The organism is Gemmatimonadales bacterium (assembly GCA_041390145.1).
GTDB lineage: Bacteria > Gemmatimonadota > Gemmatimonadetes > Gemmatimonadales > GWC2-71-9 > SPDF01.
In genome coordinates this window covers 54,101-67,120 of the sequence record JAWKQM010000010.1, presented here as the reverse complement: position 1 = coordinate 67,120, position 13,020 = coordinate 54,101, and the positions used below count along the sequence as shown (strand labels likewise).

General features: G+C 68.2%; 8 protein-coding genes. 2 read left to right on the top strand and 6 right to left on the bottom strand.

Annotation, left to right across the window (positions count from 1 at the left end; translation table 11 throughout):
- Positions 1-40 precede the first annotated feature (40 nt).
- Positions 41-1,027: an FAD binding domain-containing protein gene (locus R2910_09965; protein ID MEZ4413297.1), complete on the top strand. Its 987-nt coding sequence runs from the start codon at positions 41-43 to the stop codon at positions 1,025-1,027.
- Here the strand turns inward: R2910_09965 and R2910_09960 are convergent.
- The 4 genes from R2910_09960 to R2910_09945 are packed head-to-tail and all read right to left on the bottom strand — an operon-like array spanning position 1,024 to position 9,240.
- Complete coding sequence (locus R2910_09960) at positions 1,024-3,495, bottom strand: BamA/TamA family outer membrane protein (protein MEZ4413296.1); 2,472 nt, start codon at positions 3,493-3,495, stop codon at positions 1,024-1,026. The two genes, R2910_09965 and R2910_09960, sit on opposite strands and share 4 nt — an antisense overlap.
- Positions 3,492-4,928: an efflux transporter outer membrane subunit gene (locus tag R2910_09955; GenBank protein MEZ4413295.1), complete on the bottom strand. Its 1,437-nt coding sequence runs from the start codon at positions 4,926-4,928 to the stop codon at positions 3,492-3,494. The genes R2910_09960 and R2910_09955 overlap by 4 nt, the downstream gene beginning before the upstream one ends.
- Entirely contained in the window at positions 4,928-8,089 is a 3,162-nt protein-coding gene (locus R2910_09950) for a multidrug efflux RND transporter permease subunit (protein MEZ4413294.1), read from the bottom strand. Before R2910_09950 ends, R2910_09955 begins: the two co-directional genes overlap by 1 nt.
- Positions 8,086-9,240 (bottom strand): efflux RND transporter periplasmic adaptor subunit, encoded by a 1,155-nt coding sequence (locus R2910_09945; GenBank protein MEZ4413293.1) that lies wholly within the window; start codon positions 9,238-9,240, stop codon positions 8,086-8,088. The genes R2910_09950 and R2910_09945 overlap by 4 nt, the downstream gene beginning before the upstream one ends.
- Before the next feature lie 142 nt (positions 9,241-9,382).
- Here R2910_09945 and R2910_09940 point away from each other — a divergent pair, with 142 nt between their 5' ends.
- The gene (locus R2910_09940) at positions 9,383-10,168 is read left to right on the top strand and encodes a hypothetical protein (GenBank protein ID MEZ4413292.1); all 786 of its coding nucleotides are present in this window, start codon (positions 9,383-9,385) and stop codon (positions 10,166-10,168) included.
- A 21-nt stretch (positions 10,169-10,189) separates the two neighbouring features.
- On the opposite strand, the gene R2910_09935 is transcribed toward R2910_09940, so the two are convergent.
- Both R2910_09935 and R2910_09930 read right to left on the bottom strand, forming a co-directional pair.
- Entirely contained in the window at positions 10,190-12,484 is a 2,295-nt protein-coding gene (locus R2910_09935; GenBank protein MEZ4413291.1) for a multiheme c-type cytochrome, read from the bottom strand.
- 17 nt (positions 12,485-12,501) lie between these two features.
- Entirely contained in the window at positions 12,502-12,969 is a 468-nt protein-coding gene (locus tag R2910_09930; GenBank protein MEZ4413290.1) for a hypothetical protein, read from the bottom strand.
- Positions 12,970-13,020: the final 51 nt, after the last annotated feature.

Sequence of the window (13,020 nt, the reverse complement as noted above, 5' to 3'; positions counted from 1 at the left end):
CACTGACGCGCTTTGAACCAATACCCGAGGCCATGAGCCGATGCTGAGACTGCCACCACACGAGACGTCGTTTCCCACCTCGATCCGCGAGGCGGTAGCCGAACGCGTGTCGGCCGGTGCTGCCGGCGCGTACGTGGCCGGGGGCACCGACCTCTATCCCAACATGAAGCGCCGGCAGCAGGAGCCGAGGCGGGTCATCGACGTCCGGCGAATTCCGGAGCTGAGTCGGCTCGAGGTATCGGCGGACGGTACGCTGATTGTCGGGGCGGGCGTGACCCTCACGCGGTTCATGCGCGACGCGCGGGTGCGGACTGGTTGGCCCGCACTGGCGCATGCCGCGAGCGAGATCTCCACGCCGCTCCTGCAGAACATGGGGACCGTCGGCGGCAATCTCCTGCTCGACACCCGGTGCAACTACTACGACCAGGGATACGAGTGGCGGCAGGCGATCAACTTCTGCATGAAGAAGGATGGCGACACCTGCTGGGTGGCGCCGTCGAGTCCGCGCTGCTGGGCGGTGCAGTCGAGCGACCTGGCCCCGGTGATGGTGGCGCTCGACGCGCGGGTGGTGCTGGCCGGCCCGGACGGTGAGCGCACGATTCCGGCCTCGGCGCTTTATCACGACGATGGGATGGCGTTCGTGACGAAGCGCCCGGAGGAACTGCTGGTGTGCGTCGAGGTGCCGGCGCTGGCCGGCGCACGCGCGAGCTACCGCAAGCTCCGCCGCCGGGGTGCCTTCGACTTTCCGGTGCTCGGCGTGGCGGGGTGGGCGTCGTTCGACGGGGCGGGAAAGGTGATGTCGGCTCGCATCGTCCTGGGGGCGGTCGGATCGTACCCGAAGACTGTGCCGGAGGCGGCCGAGGTGCTGGTGGGCGGCACGCTGGCGGACGACCAGCTCGACGAGGCGGTGCGGTTGGCGGGCAAGCTTGCCAAGCCGCTCGACAACACCGACTTCACCATCGGCTGGCGAAAGGAAATGGCCTCGGTCTTCGTCCGTCGGGCGTTGGAGGAGTTGCGAGCCTCCTAGTACATGAAGGAGGACCCGAACCAGAAGGCGGTCCCCTCGTCGCTCCGGACGGCCGTCACCACCAATCCCATGGAGCGGTCGGGCAGCGCCATCCAGAATCCGCCGCCGCCGCTGGCGTGCCAGACATCGGTGTTGTCCGTGTCATAGAAGACCCGCCCGAGATCCCCGATCCCCAGCACACCGAAGCGCCACGGGGCCACGAACGCGAGGGTGCCCAGCTCGGCCCGGAGTTCACTGTTGAACCAGACCCCCGCGTTCCCGGCGTACCTCCCCGACTGATATCCTCGCAGGGTGCTTGATCCCCCGACATATGCCGCTTCGTGCACCGGCACCTCGCCCATCGTCAGCCGCGCACTCGCACGGAGGGCGAGTGTGAGCCGATCCAAACCTCGTGGCGTCAGGTACGTCGCCACCGATCCGCGGAGACTGCCGAATGCATCTCCCGCCCCGAAGGTGACCGGGTACCAGCTGCCTCCAGCCACGGCATGCCAGCCGGACCGAGCAAAGGCCGGGGCGTCGCGGGTATCCAGGGTGGCGGTGGCCTCCGCGCCGAACTGCGCGAAGTCCGGCACGCCGTAGGGACGGTCCTGGCTGATGAAGTCGTTCTGCGAGGTGTCGGTGGTGATCTGCTTGAAGATCGGGCCGACCGCGAGCTGGCTGCGCCGGCCCAGGCGGTAGTGCCACGCGGGATAGATGTAGATCTCGCGCTGGGTGGTCTGGTAGTAGGCGGCGGACTCGGTGAACGGAGTGGTGTTGCCGTAGCCGAAGAAGCGGAGGTCGGTCAGTGCGGGGACCCCGACGTCGAGCGTGAACGTGGTGGGGGAGCGCCACCGGTTGAACTCCGCGTGCATCTCCAGTGCCGCGCGCTTCAGCTCCGTGGTATACCCGGCCCGGACCCGCACCTTCCGGTAGAACGGGGTGTGGCCAATGCGGTAGGTGGTGAGGGTGACGCCGCCGCCGAGCAGGAGCCCGATGTCGGAATTCGCACCGAACCAGGGCACCGGGGCGGTGCGGGTGCCATGTAGCGGAACTGGCGGCGGGCTCGACCAATCGAGGTCCTGCACGCCGGGCACCGGTAGTGAATCGGGAACGGTGCTCACGCGCAGCGCGCGATCCGGTGGTCCTCCGCCGTAGCTGATGGTGTGCCTGCCGCTGTTTCGCGAACCCGTCACCTCGAGCCCCGGCTCCCAGGCCAGGTCGAGGACTGGGCCGGTCCCGCCAGGGCCGGCAAGGGCGACGGCATCCGCTCCGCCGCCGAGGTACAGAGCGACTGCCCGGGTGTCTCCCGGGGCGAAGGACCGATGGAAGCCGTCCTCGAACGCGACCTCCATGCCGCCATGCTGGCCGCGCGTGACGGTGACGGTGTCGGCTCCCGATGTCCCGAAGAGCGCCGCCTCCTTGTTGACCAGGCGGTAGAGCCCACGGACCGCCTTGTTGAGATTGTCCCGGCGGGCACGCAGCGCGGTCGCGAGGGGGGTGGCGCCAGCGGGCCGGTACTCCGGCGGCAACTGGGCCACCGCCGCATCGATGACGGAATCGGTCAGCAGGGCGCGCTGCGCGCTGGCTACCGAATCCCACACGCTCCAATCGAGCACGGTCAGCAGTTGCCGGTCGAGGGTCTGCTGATACGGAGTCACCCCGAGGTGACCCTGATACCGGCTTCCAAAGTTCACAAATCCGGTGAAGGACATCCCGGCGAGCCGCGCCAGCAGGCCGTCGAACCTGGCAAAGGCGAATTCCCGGTAGCGCGGCTCCGGCGTCCACTGTCCGGACCCACCGTCCCGTCGCCACCGCCACTGTTCGGGGGCCACGTTCCACTGTCCGAGGAAGGTGTCGAAGAGCCGGTCGCGGAGGTAGGCGCGCGCATCGAGATCCCGTCCGCCACCGGCGCGCAGGCTGTCGAGGACTTCGGCTGTCGTGGGTCCTCCCCGTCCCGCCCGGACGAGATAGCCGAGCTGTCCCCCCTCGGCATCGGTGGCGGTGTTGACCAGCCGTACCAGCGTGGTCGCGGGCACCGGCACCCCGACAGCGTCGGCGAGGACCTCGACCACCGGCGCCGCTCCCGGATGGCGCACCGGGTTGAGCCCCTGGAGGGTGGTGGGGAGGAGGTTTTGGCGGAAGGCGGGCGGGGCGCTGGACACGAAGTCCTGGTCAAGCGGGATGAACTCCCAGAGCTCGCCATCGGGGGTCCAGACCCAGGTCGTTCCATCGCCGGGGAGAGTGTCGATCAGCTCAAGGTCGATTCGGAGCGCCGGGGCGGCCACCGGCACCGCCCAGAGCGATCGATACCGGCTCCCGTACACGAAGCGATCGAAGCCGGAGAAGGTGCCGTCAAACTGGTACTCGGCACCGGCCGGCGTGAGACTGTCGGTTGGGGTCTGGGCGCGCGCGCTACCGGGCATGGCAACGAGCAGGAGTACCGCGCCGGCGAATGCTGTGCCGACGGTGCGACGCAGCGGATGCGTCACTCGCGCGCGGTACCGAGCTCCGACCATGGTCCACCCAGCGCCTTGTAGAGCCGTACCCCGCTGGCCAGCTGAAGGGCCTGTACCTGGGCGAGGCTCAGTTCGGCATTGAAGAGCGTTCGTTGCGCATCCAGGACTTCAAGATACGTCGACAAGCCGTTTTCGTATCGATGCTGCACCAGTGAGAGCGAGGTTGACAGCGTCTCGACCTGCGCCGCCTGCGCCGCCACCTGGTCCCGGCTCGTCCGGATGGCGACCAGAGCGTCTTCGACGTCCTGCAGCGCCCGGAGGACCACCTGCTCATACCGAGCCCGGGCCTGTTCGGCCTGCGCCTCGGCGACATTCACCTCGCCCTGCAGCCGGCCGCCCGTGAAGATCGGGATCGCCACGCCGAGAAAGAGCTGGTTGGTGTTGTTCTGGCTCTCGAAGAGGGTCGAGAGGTCGTCGCTCACGTAACCGTATTCGCCGGTCAGCACGACCTGCGGCAACCGGTTCCCCCAGGCAATCCCGATCCGGGCGTTGGCGGCGCGCAGGTCCTCTTCGGCGGCGCGCACATCCGGCCGGCGGGTCAGGAGATTCGAGGGCAGCCCCTCGGGCACGTCGAAGTTCGCCACCTGCTGGTCCAGCGGCGTGCCGCGCGGCAACCCCCGCGGAGGCAGCCCGACCAGGACGCTCAGCGCGTTTTCCTGCTCGGAGCGGAGACGGGCAATGGAGGCCAGCTGCGCCTGGGTTTCCTGGACTTGCGACTCGAATTGCAACACGTCCAGCCGGGACACCTGCCCTTCGCGGAAGCGGGCGCGGGAGAGCGCCGCGGTTTCCTGGCGTGAGGCGAGCGTCCGCTCCGCCACCGCCAGCTGCCGGTCGAACTGGAGCAGCGCGAAATACCCGGTGGCCACCGCCGCGGCGAGACTCAGCTCGGCGCCGCGGAGTTCCTCCGTCCGCGCGAAGTAGGTGGCCTTGCCGGCCTCGCTGGTGCGCCGGACCCGGCCCCAGAGGTCGAGCTCCCAGGCGGCGTCGGCGGAAGCCGTGTAGAGGTCGCCACTGACGCCGGGGATCCGCGAGTCGATGGTGCCGCCGGCCCCGCTCACGTTCACCTGCGGGAAGAAGCCGCTGCGCGCGATCGCGTAGCGAGCCTGGAACTCCCGGGTGACGGCGATGGTCGCGAGCAGGTCCTGGTTGTGGGCGCGCGCGGTGTCCATCAGGGCGAGCAGCACGGTGTCGCCAAGCGTCTGGTTCCAGGTGGGAGCGATCGTGTCGGTCGCGGACGCGGCGGGCGGCACCAGCGGCGCGATGGCGGCGGCGGTGTCCCGGACAATCTGCAGCGTGTCGCCGCGGTAGGCGGCCGGCATCGGCGTCGGCGGCCGTTCGTAGCCGGGGCCGACGGCGCAGGCGCCGAGGGCCAGGGCCGCCAGTCCGGACGCCAGGTGGTGGCGCATCATGGCTCCGCCCCTTCCGCCGCCGGTGTCTGTCCTGCGCCGGCGATGAGGTAGAAGAAAAGCGGGATGAACAAGACGCCAAGCGCGGTGGCGATGAGCATGCCGGCAAAGACGCCGGTAGCGAGCGAGTGGCGGCTTTGCGCGCCGGCCCCGCTCGCGATCAGCATCGGGACGACGCCGAGGATGAACGCGAACGACGTCATGAGGATCGGCCGAAACCGGTCCTTCGCGGCCTCGAGCGTGGCGGCGCGCACCGTGGCCCCCGCAAGGCGGAGGGTATTGGCAAACTCCACGATGAGGATGGCGTTCTTGGCGGCCAGGCCGATGACGGTCACGAGCCCGATCTGGAAGTAGACGTCGTTGGGCACGCCGCGGAGGAGAATGCCGATGAGGGCACCCACCACGCCGAAGGGCACACCGAGGAGCACGCCAAAGGGGATCGACCAGCTCTCGTACTGCGCGGCGAGGACGAGGAAGACGAGCAGGATGCCGAGCACGAACACCATGCTCCCCTGCGCCTGCGCGATCTTTTCCTGGTAGGACTGCCCGCTGTACGCGTACGCGATCCCGCGATCGGCAAATTCCCCCGCCGTTGCCTCGACCGCGGCCATCATCTGGCCGGTGCTCTTGCCCGGCGCCGGTTCGGCGGTGACGAGCGCGGAGGTGAACCCGTTGAACCGGGTCACGACGGAAGGGCCACCCACGAACTCGGTCTTCACCAGCGAAGAAATCGGGACCATGGCACCGCCCGGGGCGGCCACGTAGAGCTTGCCGATGTCGCCGGGGGTGATGCGGAAGCGTGGTTGCGCCTCGGCCTGCACGCGGTAGGTGCGCCCGAAGAGGTTGAAGTCGTTGATGTACACCGCCGACAGCATGGCCTGCAGGGTCTGGAAGACGTCGGTGAGCGACACCCCCAGCGACTTGACCTTTTCCCGGTCGACCGTCACGTACACCTGCGGCGTATTGACGCTGATCAGGGTCCGGGCGCCCACCACGTCGGGCGACCGCCGCGCCGCGCCGACGAACTCGTTGACGACGCCGGCAAACTCCTTCACGCTCCCGCCCGACCGGTCGAGCAGGTTCATCTCGAGGCCGGCAGTGCTGCCGAGCCCGGGGATTTCCGGCAGGTTGAACGCGAACGCCGCGGCTTCCGGCATCTGGGAGAGCTGGCGGTTCACCGCCCCGATGATCGCGTTGATGCTGGTGGCCTCGTCGGTGCGCTCGCCCCAGGGCTTCAGCATCACGAACAGCGCGGCGGTGTTCGTCAGGTTGGCGTTCTGGATGAAGTCGAGCCCGACGAGGGTGATCACGTTGGCGACGCCGGGCTGTCGTTCCAGGATCGCCTCCACCCGGGCGACGGCGGAGTCCGTCCGCTGGCGGGAGGCTCCGGACGGCAGCTGGACCGCCATGGCGAAATAGCCCTTGTCTTCGGTCGGGACGAAGCCGCCGGGGATGGTCTTGAAGAGCACGACAATCAGCGCGAGGATGACCGCGAACACAGCCAGGAAGGTTCGGGGGCGGCCGAGCACGCCGCGCACCCCACCCATGTAGGTGCCGGTAAACCGGTCGAAGGTCGAGTTGAACCAGGTGAAGAACCGGCCCTTGGCCGGGTGCTCGTCCTTGATAAGCAGGGTGCAGAGCGCCGGAGTCAGGGTCAGCGCCACGATGCCCGAGAGCGTCACGGACACGACGATGGTCACGGCAAACTGCATGAACATCGCACCGGTGATGCCGCCCATGAACCCGACCGGGATGAACACCGCGCCGAGCACCAGCACCACCGCGATCAGGGCGCCGGTGACCTGGCTCATCGCCTTGTCTGTGGCCTCGACGACGCCGACGTGCTCGGTCGCCATGATCCGCTCGACGTTCTCGATCACGATGATGGCGTCGTCCACCACGATCCCGATGGCCAGGACCAGCCCGAAGAGAGTCAGGATGTTGATGCTGAAGCCCAGCAATGCCATGCCGGCAAATGTCCCCACGATGGAGACCGGGACCGCCAGGAGCGGGATGAGGGTGGTCCGCCAGCTCTGCAGGAAGATGAACACGACGAGCGTCACGAGCAGCATCGCCTCGCCGAGGGTGTGGATCACCTCCTCGATCGAGGCCTCAATGAACGGCGTCGTGTCATACGCGATGGTGTACTTGACACCGGGCGGGAAGTTCTGGGCCAGCTCCTCGAGCCGGTGGCCCAGCCTCTCCCGGAGGTCGAGCGCGTTCGCGCCGGCACGACTGTACACGAGGATGAGCGTGGTGGGCTGGCTGTTGAGCCGCCCGACCAGGTCGTAGTTCCTGGCGCCCAGCTTGACATCGGCGATGTCGGACAGGCGCAGGATCGCCCCGTCGGGGCCGGCCCGCAGGATGATGCTGCCAAACTCCTCGGTGGTCTTCAGGCGTCCCTTGGTCGTGACGGGGACGGTCAGTTCGGTGCCGGGGGGCGACGGCTCCCGCCCCACGCGGCCGCCGGGATTGGTGGCGTTCTGCTCGCGCACGGCGTTCTGCACGTCCGCCACCGTCAGGCCGAGCTGTGCCATGCGGTCGGGATCGAGCTGCAGCAGCATCGAGAACTCAAGCTGGCCATAGACATAAGCGTCGCCCACGCCCGGGATGCGCTTGAGCTCGTCCTCGATGTTGATCTTCGCGTAGTTACTCAGGTACTCGGCGTCGTACCGGGGATCGTCGGAGGTGAGCGCCGCCATCAGCAGGATGTCCGGCTGCGACTTCTTGACGGTGATGCCCTGGCGTCGGACTTCCTCGGGGAGCTGCGGTTCGGCGAGCTTGACCTGGTTCTGCACGTCGACCGCCGCGAGGTCCTGGTCGCGATCGATATCGAAGTAGATGGACAGGTTCATCGTGCCGTCGCTGCCGTTCGACGACTTGAAGTAGAGCAGGCCGTCGAGACTGGACAGCTGCTGTTCGATGGGCGCCGCCACCGCCTGCGCAACGTCTTCGGCGGTCGCGCCGGGATAGACGGCCGTCACGTTCACGCTGGGCGGGGTGATGCGCGGGTAGAGCGAAATCGGCAGCGCGCTGATGGCGGCCACACCGACCAGGACGATCACGATGGAGATGACGGCCGCGAGAATCGGTCGCCGGATGAACAGGTTCTTCGCGACGTAGGGGGCGCCGCCCGGCGCGGCCGGGGTGTGGTCGCTCATGGCGCGGCGGTGGCGGGCGTCGCGGCCGAGTCGGCGCCGGTCGTGATGCGCACCGGGCGTCCGGCGATGACCCGCTGGATCCCGTCCACGATGACGCGCTCGCTGGCGACGAGGCCGCTGTCGATGACCCAGCCGTCGCCTTCCCAATTCGAGGCCACGACGGTGCGGGCACGGGCGGTGTCACCGTCGGTGACGACGTAGACAAAGGCCCCCCCGAGTCCCTGCTGCACGGCCCGCTGCGGGACGACGATGGCGTCGCGCCGGGTCACGCCAAGGATCCGCACCCGGACGAATTGCCCGGGGAGAAGAATCCGGTCGGGATTTCGAAACTCGGCCCGGTACTGCTGGGTGCCCGTGCGTGAGTCGAGCGAGAGGTCGGCAAAGTCCAGCTGCCCCTTCGAGGGCAGCGGCGTACCGTCCGAGAGGCGGACCTCCACCTGCAGCTTGCCGGCCGGGAAGACCAGCTTCCCTTCGGCGCGCTCCCGGCGGAACCGCAGCAACTCCAGGTCCGAGGGACTGAAGTAGACGTAGATGGGATCGATCTGCTGGAGGTCGGTGAGAATGTCTGCCGGCCCGGTGACCCGCGCCCCGAGGGGGAGTGCCGCGCGGCCGGCCCGGCCGGGAATCTCGGCCCGGATGAAGGTGTCGTCGTAGTCCTTCCGCGCCCGGTCGGCGTTGGCGGTGGCCTCGGCGAGCGAGGCCTGCGCCTGCTGAAGCTCGGTGGTGGCGTCGTCCACGTCCTTCTGGGAGACGGCGCCCTCGGCGAGGAGCGGTGTCAGGCGCTTCAGGGTGCGCTCCGCGTTGTCGAGCCGTGCCTGGGCGTTGTCCGCCGCCGCCTGGGTGCTGCGCGCGGCGGCCTCGTAGACCGTGGGATCCAGCCGAAAGAGGAGTGTCCCCTTGGCCACGTCACTGCCCTCGGTGTACGGCCGCTCGATGATCACCCCGTTGAGCTGCGATCGCACCTCGATGAACTTGGACGCGGCCCCCTGTCCAACCAGTTCGATGCTGGCCGGAATGTCGTGCGGCGCGGTGGTGACGATCGTGACGGCGGGCGGGGGCAGCTGCGGAGGAGCCTTGTCGCCACATGCGGCGAGACCAAGCACCAGCCCGAATGCCGCCGTGCACCGGCCAGAGTGTGTCAGAAAGGGCACGCCAGGATCCTTGAGTGAGGTACGGTCCAGCCCCGCGAGGGCGGTTACGTTTCGTGGGCGAGATGAGGGAACCACCGAAGTGGGGAAAGTGCGCCTCCGACAAAGCCCCGTCAAGCACACACCGAATGGAGAAGATCGGGACATGATGGAGGTATTTCTCGCACTGACCGCATTGTTGTGGATGGCGCCACGGGACTGGGTCGTGGTGGGCCCCGGCGTGTCCTGCCGGGATACAGGCCGGACGGAAGTCTACGGGACGTTCCTCGCTTACGGCGGCTGGGGGGTAAAGGAGGCCTGGGCGCAAGCCTGGGTTGATGAGGTCTACCGGACGGCCCTGGCGACCCGGGGTATCCGCTATCTCTGTGCTGTGCGCGGACCTGCAGCGGTGGACTATGCCGGCCGCGAAATCGGCAACCGGGCCCTGGCCCGCCAGCTCCTGACGCGGAAGCGGGGCCTGGTCATCGTCGCCGCCCATTCGAGTGGGAGCTTCGTGGCACACGAACTGTTCACGGAACTGGAGGAGATGGGAGCGGTGGGGCAGAGGTTGCTGGGGCGGATCGTGTACTACGACCTCGATGGCGGCGAGTCCGGGTTGACGCCTGCCATCGTCGAGCACCTCCGGCGGGCCTATTTCGTCTATGCCGAGGACAGCACAACCGGTACGCGATCGGCAAATGCCGCAACGATGATTGCGCTCGGAACCCGGTACGCCGTTGAGGGGGGTGTGCTGGCCGTGAATGCGTCGCGCTCGGGATGCAAGGCGGGCGCCAAATGGTGCCTGCACGATGCGCTTGTCACCGAGCGGCCCCACAATCCGGAACACTACGACCTCGAGCGCGACTACCAGGGCTTCCTGCCTGACCGCCCCGCCGCGGTCGCCTACCTCTCGGCGCCATGGAACCCGCCCGCCCCAGCGCCGCCGCCCTGACCGACGCGGCGCGTGGCCAGACTACTGGCCGGGCGCCCCTTCCAGCTGAGCCAGGAATTGCTGGATCTCCTGGTTGTCCGGATTCATTCTGGCCAGCTTTCGCGCCGGCGGCAGCGCCACGTCTCGCTGCCCCGCTGCCGCGGCAATCGACGCCAGGCCGTACAGCAATTCCTGGTTGTCGGGCGCTGCCGTGAGCGCCTTCTGCAGCTCAGTGATGGCCTGCCCCTGCTGACCGACCTCAAAGAGCGCAACGCCATACACATAGGCGTAGTGCGCCATCCCGGACGCGGCCGCCGCCTTGAGGTATGGCAGCGCATCGCCAATCCGCTGCTGCCGGACCAGCGCCAGGCCGAGCTGGTACTTGAGATCGGTCGAACCGGGCACCTGTTGCAATCCCGCCCGCAAGATGGAGTCGGCCTGCGACTCCTGCCCCGCGGTCCGGTAGACTTCGGCGAGCTGGGTGTACGCGGGCACGAATTGGGGTGCGAGCTGGATGGCGTGAAGGTAGTTGGCGACTGCCGCGGCGGGGTCGCCGAGCCGGCTCTCGAGGTTGCCGAGATTGGCCCACGATTCCGGGCGGTCGGCGTTGTAGCGCTGGGAGGTGCGGTACTCGGCGAGCACCCGGGCAAAGGCGGCTCGCTCCGGTGCCGACCATCCGGAGTCGGGCAGGCCGGCCACCGTGGGCAACGCTGCAAGCCGGACGGTCCGCACGGAATCAGACAGCATCGGCAGCGCCATCGGTGCCCGCATTGATGGGTCGAGCAGCTCCACCTGTTCGACGGCGGCCCGCCGAATCAGCGGGTCCGGGTTGCTGAGCGCGATCTGGATGGCGCCGATCGAGTAGCGGGCCGGGTTCTGCGCCATCAGGGAAATGGCCGTCGCCCGGGTGATGCCCGCGCGGGCCGTGTCTCGGGAGATGGCCACGAGTACGTCGCCTGCCCCTGGGGTGGCCGACCATGCTCTCGCGATTGCCACCGCGACCGGAATCGGTACGGTGTCGGGAGCGCCATACCATGCCTCGGCCTGCGCGGCGGCCCATGCCACTGACTTGTCGCCGTGGCATGCGGTGCAGGCGTTGGGCGCGCCGGTCGAAGCGGTGAGATCGGGGCGTGGAATCTTCATGCCGTGATCGCGCCGCGCGTCCACGCCCATGTAGTTGCGCGGGGTCATGTGGCAATCGACGCAGCCCGCGCCGGCCGTGCCCGCCGCGTGATGGGTATGCGCCGTGGTGTCGTAGCGCGTGGGCAGGTGGCAGGTAGCGCATACGGCATTGTCCGTCACCCTGGTGGTGCTCCGATGCGCGTCGTGGCAATCGCTGCAGGTGACGCCGGCCCGGTACATCTTGCTCTGCACGAAGGATCCGTACTCGTACACCTCGTCGTCCTGCTGTCCGTCCGCGAAATAGAGCCCCTCGTCGAGCAGCGCGACGCGCTGGGTCTGGGCCAGGATCTGGCCCGCGCCGGAATCCGGCCAGACCTGTCCCCGCCGCGCGTGACAGAGCCCGCAGGTCTCGACTTCCATCCGGTTGGCACGTGGCGCGCTTCGGCGTGCAATCCCGGTGGCGGGGTCCATGATCCAGGCCGTTGCGGCCGTGTCGTGGAAGGAGACCGTCAATCCTGATCCGCCGGTCCACGCACCCGCCGTTCCCTTTCGGCCCTCGGCGAGCGCGACATGGTTACTGCCCGGACCGTGGCAGGCCTCGCACGACACGTCGATTTCCGACCAGGTCGTCGCGTAGCTGTCCGCCGCCTCGCTGTATCCCTTCTGCAGGTTGGTCGAGTGGCACTGCGCGCACATGAAGTTCCAGTTTTGCAGCACGCCGGTCCAGTGCAGGACGTCGCGGTGATCGACCTGTTCACCGGGATAGAGATGGTACCAGCGCTGTCCGCCCTCGGCCTTGGTGCGGGTGTCCCACGCAATTCCGAGCGCCTGGTACCGTCCGCGCGGAAAGGCGATCAGATACTGCTGCAGGGGGTACACCCCGAAGGTGTAGCTGATGGGATAGTCGACCATCGTGCCGTCGGGGCCCTCCGTGTTGACCCAGTACTGGCCGTCGCGTCGGAAGAACCTCGATGTAAGGCCGTTGTAGGTGTAGGTGGCGTTCTCGAAGTTGCCGAGGACCGTCGTGCTGTCGGCGACGGCCATCGCCTGGGCATGGTGCGACCCCTGCCAGAGCGAATCCTCCGTCGCATGACAGGAGGCGCACGCGGTACGCCCGACATACTCGGGCTTCGGCACCGGCTTGGGAGCGCAGGCGCCGAGAGCCAGGATGCAGACCGCCCCGGCCATGGCCCAAACGCCACGCCGGGGCGACATGAAGGAAGTCCTGCGGATCACTGCACCGGCACGAGCGGGATTTGCGATGCGAGCGACGCCTGGACGATCAGGTCGAGACGGGTCTCGATCTGGTAGAAGCGGACGGTGCCCGCCGCGCCGAGCACGGGCTGGAACTTCTTGATCCAGTCGCCCTGCAGCTTGGCGTACTGTCCGCCGAGCTTCACCCACTGGTTCAGGGCGTTGTTGATCTCCTTGTCCGTCGCGGTGTCGGCGGCGGTCGGGGTCATGAGGAGGCTGATCCGCTGGTCGGCGATCTTGCCGACGGCCGTGCGATACTCCTGGTACATCGGCCAGAACTTGGCGGCCTGGGCCTCGGTCAGCGGCAGGTTCTGGGCAACAATCGCCTGGCGGTCGGCCTGGATCTGCTGGCGGGTGACGGCGAGGTCGGTCGAGACCTGTGCGGAGGCCACGGCGGGAACGGCCAGAAGGGCCGCGAGGGTGAGCAGTGAGGTAACGCGTCGCATGGGACGGTCTCCGAAAGAGAAAGGCATGGTTAGGACGGGGGGAAAGATAGT